Source organism: Sphingomonas sorbitolis (assembly GCF_036663875.1).
Classification (GTDB): domain Bacteria; phylum Pseudomonadota; class Alphaproteobacteria; order Sphingomonadales; family Sphingomonadaceae; genus Sphingomonas.
The window spans coordinates 408314-423608 of sequence record NZ_JAXOJS010000005.1 but is presented as its reverse complement, the minus strand read 5'-3'; the positions used below and the strand labels follow the sequence as shown (position 1 = coordinate 423608).

Genomic DNA, 15295 nt, shown 5'->3' with positions numbered 1-15295 from the left:
TGCGCGCTTCCCCTAGCGAGGCGGGATGAAGAGACTTGCTGTGTATTGCGGGTCGGCTACGCCGGCCGATCCCACCTATATCGAGGGCGCTCGGGCGCTCGGACGCGCGTTTGCCGAGCGGGGGATCGGCCTCGTTTATGGCGGTGGGCGGACCGGACTGATGGGCGCGATCGCGGATGGGGCGCTTGAGGGCGGCGGCGAGGTTATCGGGGTTATCCCGCAGGCGCTGGTCGACGCCGAGGTCGCGCATCGCGGGCTAACCGAATTGCACGTCGTCAGCGGCATGCATCAGCGCAAGCAGATGTTCACCGATCTCTCCGACGGGTTCGTGACGATTCCGGGCGGAACGGGGACGATGGACGAACTGTGGGAGGCGCTGAGCTGGGCGCAGCTTGGCTATCATGCGGATCCGGTGGGGTTGCTGAATACCGCTGGGTATTACGACCACCTGATCGCGTTCTGGGAGAAGATGGGCGAGGTTGGGTTTTTGCGGCCGCAACACCGTGATCTGCTGATCGTGGCGGATACGCTGGACGTGCTGCTCGACCGGATGGCGGACCATGTTCCGACGCAGCCGATCGTGCGGATGAACGCGTCGGATTTGTGAGGTTGACGGCTCACTCCATCACCTGCCGCCATCCCAATGTTCGCCGCCACCCCGGCGAAGGCCGGGGCCCAGTTGGGAAGGTTGCAGTAACGACGCGCAGCGCCAGCCAATTGATGTCCCCCAACTGGGCCCCGGCCTTCGCCGGGGTGGTGCCTGCAATGGTGGTAGCGCTGGGGGGTAGGTCGTGACCCACCCCGTCCCCTCGCGCGAGGCGATTGTGGCTACCGCGCATGAGTCGATCGCGCGCGGGTCGAAGAGCTTTGCCGCCGCCAGCCTCTTGTTCGACAAGCCTACGCGGGAGCGAGCCTGGCTGCTGTATGCGTGGTGCCGGCGGTGCGACGATATCGCGGATGGGCAGGATCATGGGCACGGGATGACCGTGGTTGACGACGCCCCTGCCCGGCTAGTGCAGTTGTCGGCGATGACCGAGCAGGCGCTGGCGGGTGAAGTCGTGGGCGAGCCGGCGTTCGATGCCTTGCGGATTTTTGCTGCCGAGACGCGATTGCCGAAGCGGTTCGCGCGCGATCTGGTCGAGGGGTTCGCGCTCGATGCGCGCGAGTGGCGGCCGCGGTCGGAGAACGACCTCTACAAATATTGCTACCATGTCGCGGGCGTCGTCGGGTGCATGATGGCGATCGCGATGGGCGTCGATCCCGACGACGAGGACACGCTCGATCGTGCGTGCGACCTGGGGATGGCGTTCCAGCTTGCCAATATCGCGCGCGACGTCGAGGAGGATGACCGGGTCGGACGGTGCTACCTCCCCGAGGACTGGCTGGTCGAGATGGACTTTCCGCCGGGGCAGCACATGAAGCCGCCGTTTCGGTCTCGGCTCGCGCTGTTGACGCAGCGGATGGCGGATCGGGCTGCGGCGTTCGAGGCGAGTGCGCGGGAGGGGACGCCGGCGCTGTCGTTCCGCTCGGCCTGGGCGGTGTTGTCGGCGGCGGGGATTTATGGGGCGATCGGGCGGACCGTGGCGGCTCGGGGGGAGCACGCGTGGGACCACCGGGTTACCACGTCGGGGATCCAGAAATTGGGGTTTATCGCGACGGCGGCGCGGGAGGCGGCGCGGCGGGAGGCGCTGTATCCGAGGACGCCGAGAGATGCGCGATTGTGGACGCGGCCGAGGGTTTGACGCTTATTTACCCCGACCATCCCGTCATCCCGGACGTGTTCCGGGATCCACGGTTCCGCACATCCCGACGCATTGGGTTCGGGGACGGGTGGATGCCGGAACGAGCCCGGCATGACGAAGAATGGAGGGGCTAGCCCTGCGACTTGGCTTTGCCGGCCTTCGCCATCAACTGGCCGCTCGCCCGGCAGTTCGCGCCGATCATCGGGTAGGGAACATCGGTGTTTCGCGCAAGCTGGTCGGGCAACGCCGCGCGGCACTGCGCCATCGTCTCGTAGCGCGCCGGGATCACGCGCGCCTCGGTGCAGTTCACATTGCCGTCGCCGCAACCCATGATCGCCATGACGTAGAACAGCGGTTCCATTTCACTCTCCGGTTGCGGGCCCAATTACGAGCGTGCCGTTGCGGCAGGACGTACCGATAAAAGCGACGAAGCGGCAGGATTGTTCCCCCAACTGCTTTCGCCGGGGCTTGACTGCACCTACATCGCATCGATCCATGCCCCCTGACAGCTACACCTCCACCCGCGCGGACCAGCCCTTGCTGCCGACGCTCCGCCGCTTCCTGCCGTTCCTGTGGCCGGCGGGGCAGCCCAAGCTGAAGGTACGGATCGTCGTCGCGATGCTGCTGGTGATCGCGTCGAAGCTGATCCAGGTTTTCGGTGCGGCGTTCACGTTGAAATACGCGGTCGACGCGATGGCCGGGAACGATCGCACCGCGCTGACGCTCGTCGTGTTGCTGGTGATCGGGTACGCCGCGTCGCGGTTCGGGACGACGCTGTTCGACAATCTGCGCAACGCGGTGTTCGAGCGCGTCGGGCAGGACGCGTCGCGGCGGCTGGCGGCGCAGGTGTTTCGCCATCTGCATGCGCTGAGCCTCGATTTTCACCTGTCGCGGCGGACGGGCGCGGTCACCAAGGTGGTCGAGCGCGGGACCAAGAGCATCGACACGATGCTGTATTTCCTGCTGTTCAACATCGCGCCGACGGTGTTCGAACTGGTGCTGGTGCTCGGGCTGTTCTGGACCAAGTTCGGCTGGCCGCTGGTCGTCGCGACCGTCGTGATGGTGGTCGGCTACATCCTCTTCACGCGGATGGTGACCGACTGGCGCAACGCCTTGCGCGCGCGGATGAACGACCTCGATACCGGCGCGGTCGCGCATGCGGTGGATTCGCTGCTGAACTTCGAGACGGTGAAGTATTTCGGCGCGGAGGAACGCGAGGCGCGGCGCTACGACAGCGCGATCACGGCCTATTCCGAGGCGGCGGTGAAGAGCGAGAATTCGCTCGCGTGGCTGAACCTCGGCCAGGCGCTGATCACGAATGTGATGCTGGCGGGCGGCATGGGCTTCGTCGTGTGGCGGTGGAGCCGCGGCGAGGCGTCGGCGGGCGACGTGGTGTTCGTGTCGACGTTGCTGGCGCAGCTGTTCCGGCCGCTTGACCTGCTGGGGATGGTGTATCGCACGATCCGGCAGGGCGCGCTCGACATGGCGGCGATGTTCGACCTGATCGATACGCCCGCGACCGTGGTCGATGCGCCGGGTGCGCCTGCGCTGGCGGTGAGCGCGGGGCATGTGCGGTTCGAGGGCGTGTCGTTCGGGTATGACGCCGGGCGGCCGATCCTGCGTGACCTGGAACTGGACGTGCCGGCGGGATCGACGCTGGCAGTGGTCGGGCCGTCGGGCGCGGGGAAGTCGACGCTCGCGCGGTTGCTGTACCGGTTCTACGATCTGACGGGCGGGCGGATTACCGTCGACGGGCAGGATATTTCCGAAGTCGCGCAGGCATCGTTGCGCGCGGCGATCGGAATCGTGCCGCAGGATACGGTCCTGTTCAACGACACGATCGGGTACAATATCGCGTACGGTCGCCAGGGGGCGGAGATGCCCGAGGTCGAGGCGGCGGCGAGGGGCGCGGCGATCGCCGGGTTCATCGAGCGCCAGCCTCTGGGTTATGCGACCCGTGTCGGCGAGCGCGGGTTGAAGCTGTCGGGCGGCGAGAAGCAGCGCGTGGCGATCGCGCGGACTCTGTTGAAAAACCCGCCGATCCTGATCCTGGACGAGGCGACGTCGGCGCTGGATAGTCGGACCGAGGCGGAAATCCTCGACACGCTGGAGGCGATCGAGCGCGGGCGGACGACGATCGTGATCGCGCACCGGCTCTCCACGGTGGTGCATGCGGACCAGATCGTCGTGCTGGAAGCGGGGCGGATCGTCGAGAAGGGGACGCATGCGGACCTGCTGCGGCAGGGCGGCGTGTATGCGGAGATGTGGAACCGGCAGGCGCAGGAGCGCGCGGGGGATGACGATGGGGCGTTGGCGGCGGAGTAGGGGCGTCGGGGTAGTCGGTGAGGAATGCTCGCCACGCCCCTTCGCAACGTCAGATACTTGCGGTCTTTGGCGCGTAAATACCCCCGTAAATACCGGGGCGGCCGCGTTTCACCGGTAGCTTACCCCTCCTTGTTCTCCCGCGAAGGCGGGAGCCCAGTCTGGGTCCCCGCCTTCGCGGGGAAACACGGAAGTGAAGAGTGTGAGTCCACCCAAACCACCACCCCGGCGAAGGCCGGGGCCCAATTGGGGGACGTTGCTAACGGATGACAGCGCGTCGTCATTGCCGCCTTTCCAATTGGGCCCCGGCCTCCGCCGGGGTGGTGGTTTGGATGCCGGGTGAAGCGTTAAAGACGAGCAGCGTATCGTACGCCGCCCCTTCTGTTCCCTCGCGAACGCGGGCCGCCAGGAATCACGGGCAATGGCTCTGCTGGGTCCTGGGCCCCCGCTTTCGCGGGGGAACAGAAGAGAGCGGGGACCCGGGGCGGCCGCTACGCTGGGATCGCCGAATCCAGTTCGCGTAACCGGGCCTCGATCGCGTCCGAATATTGATAGATGTGCGTCAAATCCGACAGCAGATGCCGCGTCTCGTCCTTGCCGGCGAACATGCCGAGATACTTGGTCGTGATGCCGTTGAAGTGCATCCGCGCGACCGTCTTCCGATTGTTGTCGTCGAGCAGGATCGCGCAGTACGACTTCGCATCGCGGACGATCACGCGTTTCGGGTCGACCAGGCGCGACGCGATCGCTTGGATGATGTGGAAGCCGGAAATCTCCTCCTGCGTGGTGACGATGCCGTCACCGTCGGAGGGATCGTCGGACGCACCCGGCGGCAGGTCCTCGACCGGACTCGACGCCTTCAGTGCGGACGACAGGCGTTCGTTGACGAAACCGCGGATCAGCGCGGCGATCGCTGGCGCGAGCAGCTTGGCGAACCCGTCTTTGATCGCCGGCGTCAGGCGCCCGCCGTGGACGCGCTGCGCCATCATCCGGACGAACTCGTCGGAGGGTTCGGCGAACTCCTTCTCCAGTTCGAGGCGGATCAGCGACTGCGTCTTGAGGTTGCCCGCCTCCTGGACGATCTTGTCGATGTCGAACGCGGCCTTGGTGAACTTCTCGAGCGTGCGGATGTCGCCGGGCTTGATCGCGTCCATCGTGAAGGTGAAGAACGGCTTGTCGTCCATCTTGTTCGGGCGCTCGATGTCCGAGTAGAAGTGGTAGACGACGCCGTTGGTCAGCACCGCGAGCCGCGCGTCGGTGACGCTGAAATAGCGGAACAATTGCCCGGCATGATTGACGTTGAGCTGGACCGAGGACGGCTTGCACTCGATCAGGATCGACACCTTGCCACCCGCGCAGATCGCGTAGTCGACCTTCTCGCCCTTCTTGGTGCCGACGTCCGCGGTGAATTCGGGGACGACTTCGGACGGGTTGAAGACGTCGTAGCCGAGCGACTGAAGGAACGGCATGACGAGCGCGGTCTTCGCCGCTTCCTCGGTCAGCAGCACCTCGCGGTGCTCGATCGTGCGCTTTTGCAGCTCGGCCAGCCTGATACTCAGTTCCATGCGCGTCCCCCCGGATTGAACGGGGGAGGATGCGCAGGGAAGTTCGGGTGGTCCATGACGGTACCGAAACAATCTGCTCCGATTTCGATCTAGTCGTGAACGCGGCAGGATCGGGCAGGATCGCGGATCATGCATTGCGGCGGCGGGGAACGAACCCTAGGTCCGGGTCGATGGCACTCGACCCCCTTCCCGATCTCCAGCGCATCTTTGGTTTTCCCGATTTCCGCGGCGTGCAGCGCGATGTGGTCGACCGGGTGCTCGCGGGGCAGCGGACGCTCGCCGTCATGCCGACCGGGGCGGGCAAGTCGCTGTGCTACCAGTTGCCGGCGACGATGCTGGAGGGGACGTGCGTGGTCGTGTCGCCGCTGATCGCGTTGATGCATGACCAGTTGCGGGCCGCCACCGCGGTCGGGATCAAGGCGGCGACTTTGACGAGCGTAGATACCAATCGCGAGGAGACGATCGCGCGGTTTCGGGCGGGCGATCTGGACCTGCTGTATGTCGCGCCCGAACGCGCTTCTAACGAGAGTTTTCGGAACCTCCTGAGCCAAGCGCGGATCAGCCTGTTCGCGATCGACGAGGCGCATTGCGTTAGCGAGTGGGGGCATGATTTCCGGCCGGATTACCGGTTGCTGCGGCCTTTGCTCGACAGCTTTCCGGATGTGCCGCGGCTCGCGCTGACCGCGACGGCTGACGCACATACGCGCGCCGATATCCTCGAGCAGTTGGGGATCTCGCAGGAAGGGCTGATCGTGTCGGGGTTCGACCGGCCGAACATCCGCTATGCGATTTCGGGGCGCGACAACGTCAATCGGCAGATCGCGGATATCCTGGAGAAGATCCCGGGGCCGGGCATTGTGTACGCGCAGACGCGTGCGGCTACCGAGAAGCTGGCGGAGGCGCTGGGGCGGAGCGGGCGGCCGACGCGGGCGTATCATGCGGGGCTCGATCCGCAGGTGCGCGCGAAGAACCAGGCGGATTTCGTCGCGAGCGAGGACATGGTGATCTGCGCGACGGTCGCGTTCGGGATGGGGATCGACAAGCCCGACGTGCGGTTCGTGGCGCATGCCGGGCTGCCGAAGTCGATCGAGGCTTACTATCAGGAAACCGGGCGCGCGGGGCGTGATGGCGACCCGGCGATCGCGCATCTGTTCTGGGGCGCGGAGGATTTCGCGCGCGCTCGGCAGCGGATCGGGGAAGTGGAGCCCGAGCGGCAGGCGGGGGAGCGGCAGCGGCTGACCGCGATGGGCGGGCTGGTCGAGACGGCCGGGTGTCGGCGGCGGATCCTGCTTAAGCATTTCGGCGAGGAGCGGCTGGAGGATTGCGGCAATTGCGACAATTGCCTCGGTAACGTCGATGCGGTCGACGCGACCGAGACGGCGCGAAAATTCCTGTCGGCGGTGTTTCGGACCGGGCAGATGTACGGGGTCGGGTATATCGAGGGCATCCTGACGGGCGTGTCCAGCGAGCGGAGCCTGATGAACGGGCATGAGGCGCTGTCGGTGTACGGCATCGTCGAGGGCGACGAGGTGGCGTTGCTGAAGCCCGTGTCGCGGGCGCTGATGCTGAAGGATGCGCTGCGGACCAATCCGCATGGTGGGCTTGAGTTCGGGCCGGCGGCGAAGGCTATCCTGAAGGGTGAAGCGGCAGTTTCGATCGTCCTGCCGCCGAGGCGCGAGCGGCGGCGCAAGGGTGCGGTTGGCGCCGTGCCGAACCCCGTGGACGATCCGCTGTTCGAGGCGCTGCGCGTGCGCCGGCGCAATCTGGCGAAGGAAGCGGGCGTTCCACCGTATGTGATCTTCCACGATTCGGTGTTGCGTGACATTGCGCGGCAGCGGCCGGCGTCGCGGGCCGAGCTAAGCCTGTTATCAGGCATTGGCGCGCGGAAACTCGACGCCTATGGGGATGCCTTCCTCCAGGTGATCCGCGAGTCTGCATGATACGGCACATCAACGAAAGTATTTCGGTCGCGCCGCAGATCGCGGTCGAGCAGGTCGCGGACATCGCCGCGGCGGGCTTCAAGACGATCGTCAACAACCGGCCGGACGACGAGGATGCTGGGCAGCCTTCGGGTGACGCGATCCGCACGGCGGCGGAAGCGGCTGGGCTGAAGTACGTTTCGATTCCGGTGACGCATGCGGGGTTCTCGCATCCGCAGATCGACGCGATGACGCAGGCGCTGACCGACTCGGACGGGCCTGTGCTGGCCTATTGCCGATCGGGGACGCGGAGCTGCAATTTGTGGGCGCTGGCGGCGGCGAAGGCTGGGCGGAACCCGAACCTGCTGCTCGCGCAGGCCGAGGACGCCGGGTACGACCTGCGCGGTATCCGCCCGATGCTGGACGCGCTCGCAGGGCCGCGATGAGCCAGGTCGCGATCGGGCCCTATCTGGTCGGGCCCTATGCGATCGGCGGCTCGGTCGTGGCCGTGCTGGTGATCGTTGGTCTCGTCATTGCCTGGGCGTTCGTTCGGGCGCGACGGGTGGTAAAGATCGAGACGCCGGAAGAGGCGGCGGATGCGGCGCAGGCGCAGTTGCACGGGTTCGCGGTGGCGGGCGCCGTGGTCGGCGCGGATGGCCAGGGGGCGCTGGCGGTGGCGGACGACGGACGCGTCGCGGCGGTGAAGCGGGTCGGCAAGCGGCTCGCGGTGCGCGAGGTCGCGTGGCGGACGGTGCGCGCGACGCATGAAGGGATCCTGGTCGAGACCGGGGACAAGATGCTCGGCGCGGTGATGCTGTCGCGGGTCGATGTGCTCGATATCCGGCGGTTGGCGCCGAAGGGCGTGCGGGTTTAGGCGCGGGCTTTTGCTGGGGTCGCCGCTTACGCGCTCCCCCGTCTCTCGCCCCGCTCCCCCTCCCCGTTCGTCCTGAGTAGCTGCTGAGCTTGTCGAAGCGGCGTATCGAAGGACAAGTTGGCACTCGGGGCCTGTGCTTCGATACGCGCCCTCGATACGCTCCTGACGGAGCTACTCGGTCGCTACTCAGCACGAACGGGTGGGGGTGTTTGCGCTGGTCGTATCGGGGCTCCGCACCACCCCGGCGGAGGCCGGGGTGGTGCTGGCGCATAGGACTATGTGGCAGGCAGGGTCGGGGGATAGCATTTGTCGGCTCCCCTTCCGCCTGCGGTAGGGGTTAGCCTCATGGACCGGACGCCAGTACGTACGTCGGCCCCTCCCCTAACCCCTCCCGCAAGCGGGAGGGGAATTGAACCGCCGTTGCTTTGCTTGGTCCTGGGCTCCCGCCTTCGCGGGAGAACAGAAGAGGTGCGCCCGCCCCCCTCACACTCGATCGAAGTATCACTTCGATCGACACAAAAAATGGCCCGGTGTGTTGCCACACCGAGCCAAGGTTGTCCGCAGGAGGAACGTCGTGGGTGCGGGCTCGGGTGGCCCGCTACCGAACTAGTCGTAGGCGCGTTCGCCGTGTTCGCCGAGATCGAGGCCTTCGCGCTCGACTTCCTCGGAGACCCGCAAGCCGGTCAGCGCCTTGGCGATGTAGATCGCGATCACGGTGCCGATCGCCGCCCAGACGATGGTCGTGGCGACCGCCGCGACCTGGACGAACAACTGGTGGCCCATGTCGAAATCGGGCTTGCCGGGGCCGCCGAACGCTGGCGAGTAGACGATGCCGGTGCCGATCGCGCCGATCATGCCGCCGATGCCGTGGATGCCGAATGCGTCGAGCGCATCGTCATAGCCGAGCTTCGGCTTCAAGACCGTCACCGCGTAATAGCAGACCACCGAGGCGACCGCGCCGAGGATGATCGCGCCGAACGGGCCCGAATTGCCCGCCGCCGGCGTGACCGCGACGAGGCCGGCGATGATGCCCGAGCAGAAGCCGAGTGCCGAGCCCTTGTGGCCGTTGACGCGCTCGATCAGCATCCAGGCGAGGCCCGCCGAGGCGGTGGCGACGAAGGTATTGAGCATCGCAAGACCCGCAGAACCGTTCGCCTCGAGCGCCGAGCCGGCGTTGAAGCCGAACCAGCCGACCCAGAGCAGCCCGGTGCCGATGCCGGTCATCGTCAGCGAATGCGGGGCCATGCGATCGGTAGGGTAGCCGAGGCGCTTGCCAAGGATCAGCGCCGCCACGAGCGCCGAAACACCGGCGTTGATGTGGACGACGGTGCCGCCGGCGAAATCGAGCGCACCCATCTTGAAGAACTTGCCACCCGATGCCCACACCATGTGCGCGACCGGGAAGTACACGATCGTCAGCCAGACGATGGCGAACACCATCACCGCCGAGAACTTCATCCGCTCGACCACCGAGCCGAGCACGAGCGCGACGGTGATCGCGGCGAACGTCATCTGGAAGCAGATGAAGACATATTCGGGGATCGCGACGCCCGCGGTGAAGGTGGCCGCGGTGGAGTCGGGCGTGATGCCGCGGAGCAGCGCCTTGCCGAAGCCCGAGATATACTCGCCGCCGCCGTCGCCGAACGCCATCGTGTAGCCGTACATGACCCACAACAGCATCGCGAGACACGCGACCGCGCCGATCTGGGTCATAGTCGACAGCATGTTCTTCGATCGGGTGAGACCGCCGTAGAACAGCGCGAGGCCGGGGACGATCATCATCAACACCAGCAGCGTCGACGTCATCATCCAGGCGGTGTCGCCCTTGTTCACGGTAGCAACGACGGGCGCGACCACCGGTGCGGCTACAGCCTGTGCCCAGGCGGGTGCGGCGGCGATCATCGTCGCGCCGAACCCTAGAGCCGCGACGGCGGCCTTCTTCAAATCATGCTTCATCTCGTCCCCCCTCAGAGCGCTGAATCATCGGTTTCGCCGGTGCGGATCCGCACCGCCTGGCCGACGTCGAGCACGAAGATCTTGCCATCGCCGATCGCGCCGGTGTTCGCCGATGCCTGGATCGCCTCGACCACGCGGTCGGACAGGCTGGCGGCGCAGACCACCTCGATCTTGATCTTCGGCACCATGTTGGTGCTGTACTCGGCCCCGCGATAGATCTCGGTCTGGCCCTTCTGACGGCCGAACCCCTTGACCTCGGTGACCGTCATGCCCGCCACGCCGATCGTGGTGAGCGCTTCGCGCACCTCGTCGAGCTTGAACGGCTTGATGATGGCAATGACGAGTTTCATCGCGCCCCTTCCCCTTGTTACGGGAGGTGCCTCGCAATGTGCGTGCCAATTTGGGCGTGGAGGGGTGAGGCGTGCTTGCGGGGGCGGGCCGAGGGATATTGGCGGTTAAAACTTGTGCAGTGCGGTGCAGGTGCTCGAAAAACGGGCACCTATTTCCCCGTCATGCCGGGCTTGTTCCGGCATCCACCGTGCCGCGTACTTACGAGCGTTTGGTTTGCGGAACCGTGGATGCCGGAACGAGCCCGGCATGACGGAGTGGGTGGGGTGACGGGGTGGGTGGGGGTGACGGGTTTGCTTGCCCCCGCCAGCCCCATGCCAAACTCAGTGGCGGAAGTGGCGCATGCCGGTGAAGACCATCGCGAGGCCGGCTTCGTCTGCTGCTGCGATGACGTCGGCGTCGCGGATCGAGCCGCCGGGCTGGATCACCGCGGTCGCACCGGCTTCCACCGCTGCCAGCAGACCGTCGGCGAAGGGGAAGAACGCGTCCGACGCGACCGCCGAACCGATCGTGCGCGGGGTGGACCAGCCGGCCTTCTCCGCGGCGTCCTTCGCCTTCCACGCGGCGATGCGGGCGGATTCGAGGCGGTTCATCTGGCCGGCGCCGATGCCCGCGGTGCTGCCGTCCTTGGCGTAGACGATCGCGTTGGACTTGGTGTGCTTGGCGACGGTCCAGGCGAAGCGGCAGTCGAGGAGTTCCTGCTCGGTCGGCTGGCGCTTGGTGACGACCTTCAGCTCGCCGGGCGTGCCGTTGTCGCGACCCTGGACGAGCCAGCCGCCGGCGATCGACTTGGCGGTGAGGCCGAGGCGGGCGGGATCGGGGAGCTCGCCGGTGAGGAGCAGGCGGAGGTTCTTCTTGGCGGCGAACAGCGCGATCGCTTCCTCGTCGGCATCGGGGGCGACGACGACTTCGGTGAAGATGCCGGTTATCTGGCGCGCGGTCTCGGCGTCAAGCGTGCGGTTGACGGCGATGATGCCGCCGAACGCGGAGACGGTGTCGCAGGCGAACGCTGCGGCATAGGCGTCGGCGAGCGAGGCGCCGGTGGCGACGCCGCAGGGGTTGGCGTGTTTAACGATAACTACGGAGGGCTCTGCGTCGCGGAATTCGGCAATCAGTTCGAGTGCGGCGTCGGCGTCGTTGAGGTTGTTGTAGCTGAGCGCCTTGCCCTGGAGCTGGCGGGCCTGGCCGATACCGCGGACGGTGCCGGTTGCGGTGTAGAAGGCGGCGGACTGGTGCGGGTTCTCGCCGTAGCGCAAGCTGTCGCCGCGCTTGAGCGTGATCGGCAGCGTGGCGGGGAATTCCTCGGCCTGATCTACCGTGCCGAACCACGTCGCGATCGCCGAATCATAGGCTGCGGTGGTGGCGAAGGCCTTTGCGGCGAGTTTCTTGCGGTCGTCGAGCGTGGTGGTGCCGCCCGAGACCAGCGCATAGTCGGCGGGGTCGGTGACGATCGCGACATAGGCGTGATTCTTGGCTGCCGAGCGCACCATGCTGGGGCCGCCGATGTCGATGTTCTCGATCACCGTTTCTCGATCTGCCCCTTTTGCGACCGTAGCCTCGAACGGGTAGAGGTTGACGATGACAAGGTCGATCGCGCCGATCTTGTGCTCGGCCATCGAGGCGGCGTGGCCGGCATCGTCGCGGACCGCGAGCAGGCCGCCATGGACCATCGGGTGGAGCGTCTTCACGCGGCCGTCCATCATTTCGGGGAAGCCGGTGAGTTCGCTGACGTCGCGGACTTCGAGGCCGGCGGCTCGGAGGGCGGTGGCGGTGCCGCCGGTGGAGACGAGTTCTACGCCGTGGCTGGCCAGCGCCTTGCCGAGATCGACGATCCCGGTCTTGTCGGAGACGGACAGGAGCGCGCGCTTGATCGGGATGCTGGTCATGGGAGTCTTTCGTCGGGAGTCGCCGTGCGGCGGTGCCTTAGCGTTGGTTTACGTCGGGGAACAGGGCTCCTCCGCTTTGTCGATCCACTCAATAAAGGTAGCACCTCCCCGGCGGAGGCCGGGGCCCAAGTGGAAAGGTGGCAATAACGGAGTGCCGTCCCCGGTTAGCGACGTTTCCCAATTGGGCCCCGGCCTTCGCCGGGGTGGCGCATTAATCCCAGTGGTGTGGCAGTCAGGCCTTCTTCAACGCCCAGCTAACGCTCGCGCCGCCTGCCGCAGCTTCGCCGGTGATCATCAGCTGCTGCGTCGCGACCGGGCGACCATCGGCGTCAATCCAGACGCTGTCCTCGACCACCAGCGCGCCGCCGCGGCAGCGGAATTGCCACAAGGGACCACCCGGCAAGCGAAGGATCGCGCCCAGGCCGTCCGCGGTGGGGGAGACCTGGACGCCTTCGCCGAGGTGGAAGCGGATCGCGAACAGCGACAGGCCGGCGCGGCGCTTGCGGCCCTGCGGCAACAGCGCGTCCTCGCCGCGGAGTTCGCGGCCGTCGCCGGTGAGCATCAGCTGGCGGCGGTGGAGGAAGCCCCAGCGGCGGACGTAACCGTCGTGGCTCGCCTCGATCCGGCTGGCGGCATCCGATTCCTGGCGGCTCAGTTCGACTTCGCCGACGCCGCGGCCGAGCGTGCCGTCGGCTAGGATCGCGGTCGAGTTGCTGTCGGCGATCGTCAGCGTGGAGTGGGCTGCGGTGGAGCGCAAACCCTCGACCATCGCGGGCGGGAGTTGCGCGATGCCCGCGCGTGCGCCGCCGCAGTTGACGACGATCCGCGCCGGGCCATCCGAGAATTCGAACGCGAGCGTCGAGGCGCAGCCGCCTTCGACGAGGCGCGCGATCGGCGGTGGGGCGGCGTCGACGATCAGCACCGCGGTGCCGGCGGCGAGGCGTTGATAGCCCCAGTCGCGCGCCTGGCGGAGGGGGCGGGTGCGGACGCCGCTGGCTTCGATGACTGCGGCGACCTGCGTTTCGCTGGCGGGGCCGCCACCCTGCCAGCTCGATAGGCCGCGATCGGCGTGCGCGACACCGAGCAACGCCGCGACCATCCGCGTGAGCGTGACCGCGACCGTCTCGGGGAGTTCGGCGCTGCGCGCAGCGTAGCTTTCCTGGAGGAGGGTGAGCAGCTGGATCGAGTCGAGCAGCATCGCCGGGCTGCGCGAGACCGAGCCGCCATCGTCGAACAGACCGGTGCCGAGCGCGCGGAGCAGGCCGGCCTCGCCAAACGCCTGGCGCGGCTCGCCGCCGGGGATGAGGAGTCCGGCCGCGACGACTCCGCACCACGCGGCGATGCGGGGGGCGCCGGCCGGGGCCTTGTCGGCGGTGCGATCGAGGTGGAGTGCACCTTTTGCGAGCGCGTTGAGGACCTTCGAGCGGTAGATCTGGTCGGAGGACGACAGGATCAGCGGCGCGTGCGCGGTCCAGGCGAGGATCCGGCGGCCCCACATGTCGGGACGCCATGCGATCCCGCCTTGCGTGTCGGCATGCGCGGTCAGCCAGAGGCCCATGAGGTATTCGGCGATCGGTGCGCCCCTCGCGCGGGTCGCGACGGTCGACAGGTCGCGCAGCCACGCGAAACTGTGGAGGTATTCTGCGAAGGGTTTTGGGAGCGGCTTTGTAAGATCGAGCGTCTCGATATCGCGCGCTTCGCCGCGGAACGAGAGGACGCCTTCCAGCAGCATCGTACCGCGCGGGATGTCGCCGAGGATGGGGTCGTCGGGAACCGCGATCAGCTTCAGCGGATAGCGCCCTTTGAGGCGCAGCGTGTGGAGCGGGGTGCGCCACGTCAGGCGGTGGAAGCGTTCGGCCAGGCGATCGGCGAGCGACAGCCCCTTGTCGCCGCCGAGCCGGATCAGGCGGCGGCCTTCGTCGATCCCGTCTGGCGCGGGATCGATCACAAGATCACGCGGTTCGTTCACCCCCGCAACGCGGCGATGTTGGCGGCATAGTGGTCGGGGCCGCCGCGGAAGACCGAGGTGCCCGCGACCAGCGCGTCGGCGCCGGCCTCGATGCAGCGTTTCGCCCACTCCGCGTCAACGCCGCCATCGACTTCGAGATCGATTGCGCGGCCGCTCTTTTCGATCATCGTGCGGATCGCTGAGATCTTCTTGAGCTGGCTTGGGATGAAGCTCTGGCCGCCGAAGCCCGGGTTGACGCTCATCACTAGGACGAGGTCGACCATGTCCATGAGGTAGTCGAGCATCTTGGCCGGCGTGCCGGGGCAGATGACGACGCCGGCGCGCTTGCCGAGGCCCTTGATGTGCTGGAGCGAGCGGTGGATGTGCGGGCCGGCCTCGTAGTGCACGGTGATGCAGTCGGCGCCGGCCTCCGCGAACGCGTCGAGATAGGCGTCGACGGGGGAGATCATCAGGTGGACGTCGAACGGCTTGGTGGTGACGCCGCGGACCGACTTCATGACCGCGGGGCCGAACGAGATGTTGGGGACGAAATGGCCGTCCATCACGTCGATGTGGATCCAGTCGGCGCCGGCCGCGTCGATGGCGCGGACTTCCTCGCCGAGTTTCGAGAAGTCGGCGGAGAGGATCGAGGGGGCGATGCGGACGGGTTGCATGGGATTGTCCTAGCGCGGGATTGGCGTGGTGCGAAGGGCTTCTGGATCCTCCCCCGCAAGG

The 15295-nt window shown here is 67.0% G+C and carries 13 protein-coding genes; 6 read left to right on the top strand and 7 right to left on the bottom strand.

Annotation, left to right across the window (positions count from 1 at the left end):
- Positions 1-25: 25 nt before the first annotated feature.
- Together U1763_RS16880 and U1763_RS16875 are read left to right on the top strand one after the other, a co-directional pair.
- Positions 26-607 (top strand): LOG family protein, encoded by a 582-nt coding sequence (locus U1763_RS16880; RefSeq protein WP_332756100.1) that lies wholly within the window; start codon positions 26-28, stop codon positions 605-607.
- A gap of 184 nt (positions 608-791) precedes the next feature.
- The gene (locus tag U1763_RS16875; RefSeq protein WP_332756099.1) at positions 792-1742 is read left to right on the top strand and encodes a phytoene/squalene synthase family protein; all 951 of its coding nucleotides are present in this window, start codon (positions 792-794) and stop codon (positions 1740-1742) included.
- 130 nt (positions 1743-1872) lie between these two features.
- Here the strand turns inward: U1763_RS16875 and U1763_RS16870 are convergent, their stop codons facing one another.
- Positions 1873-2103 carry a hypothetical protein gene (locus tag U1763_RS16870; protein ID WP_332756098.1) on the bottom strand — a complete coding sequence of 77 codons (231 nt, stop codon included), beginning with the start codon at positions 2101-2103 and terminating at the stop codon, positions 1873-1875.
- Positions 2104-2237: 134 nt separating this feature from the next.
- Between U1763_RS16870 and U1763_RS16865 the strand changes: the two genes are divergently transcribed.
- Positions 2238-4067: an ABCB family ABC transporter ATP-binding protein/permease gene (locus tag U1763_RS16865; protein ID WP_332756097.1), complete on the top strand. Its 1830-nt coding sequence runs from the start codon at positions 2238-2240 to the stop codon at positions 4065-4067.
- Between the two features lie 488 nt (positions 4068-4555).
- Here U1763_RS16865 and U1763_RS16860 read toward each other — a convergent pair whose 3' ends face one another.
- Complete coding sequence (locus tag U1763_RS16860; protein ID WP_332756096.1) at positions 4556-5629, bottom strand: type I restriction endonuclease; 1074 nt, start codon at positions 5627-5629, stop codon at positions 4556-4558.
- Between the two features lie 170 nt (positions 5630-5799).
- On the opposite strand from U1763_RS16860, the gene recQ reads away from it, so the two are divergent.
- From recQ to U1763_RS16845, 3 genes are read left to right on the top strand one after another with little or no spacing between them, the layout of a single operon-like run.
- Positions 5800-7569 carry a DNA helicase RecQ gene (gene recQ, locus U1763_RS16855; RefSeq protein WP_332756095.1) on the top strand — a complete coding sequence of 590 codons (1770 nt, stop codon included), beginning with the start codon at positions 5800-5802 and terminating at the stop codon, positions 7567-7569.
- On the top strand, positions 7566-7994 hold the full coding sequence (locus U1763_RS16850) for a protein tyrosine phosphatase family protein (RefSeq protein WP_332756094.1): 429 nt from the start codon (positions 7566-7568) through the stop codon (positions 7992-7994). The genes recQ and U1763_RS16850 overlap by 4 nt, the downstream gene beginning before the upstream one ends.
- Complete coding sequence (locus U1763_RS16845) at positions 7991-8422, top strand: hypothetical protein (protein WP_332756093.1); 432 nt, start codon at positions 7991-7993, stop codon at positions 8420-8422. Before U1763_RS16850 ends, U1763_RS16845 begins: the two co-directional genes overlap by 4 nt.
- A gap of 606 nt (positions 8423-9028) precedes the next feature.
- Here the strand turns inward: U1763_RS16845 and U1763_RS16840 are convergent.
- The 5 genes from U1763_RS16840 to rpe all read right to left on the bottom strand — a co-directional run bounded on the left by U1763_RS16840 (position 9029) and on the right by rpe (position 15234).
- The gene (locus tag U1763_RS16840) at positions 9029-10378 is read right to left on the bottom strand and encodes an ammonium transporter (protein WP_332756092.1); all 1350 of its coding nucleotides are present in this window, start codon (positions 10376-10378) and stop codon (positions 9029-9031) included.
- An 11-nt stretch (positions 10379-10389) separates the two neighbouring features.
- Entirely contained in the window at positions 10390-10728 is a 339-nt protein-coding gene (locus U1763_RS16835) for a P-II family nitrogen regulator (protein WP_056053652.1), read from the bottom strand.
- A 321-nt stretch (positions 10729-11049) separates the two neighbouring features.
- Entirely contained in the window at positions 11050-12612 is a 1563-nt protein-coding gene (purH, locus tag U1763_RS16830) for a bifunctional phosphoribosylaminoimidazolecarboxamide formyltransferase/IMP cyclohydrolase (RefSeq protein ID WP_332756091.1), read from the bottom strand.
- A gap of 232 nt (positions 12613-12844) precedes the next feature.
- Positions 12845-14560, bottom strand: a complete 1716-nt coding sequence (locus U1763_RS16825; protein WP_332756090.1) for a heparinase II/III family protein — start codon at positions 14558-14560, stop codon at positions 12845-12847.
- 17 nt (positions 14561-14577) lie between these two features.
- A complete protein-coding gene (gene rpe / locus U1763_RS16820; RefSeq protein ID WP_107955398.1) occupies positions 14578-15234 on the bottom strand; it encodes a ribulose-phosphate 3-epimerase in 657 nt (218 codons plus the stop codon).
- Between the last annotated feature and the right edge of the window lie 61 nt (positions 15235-15295).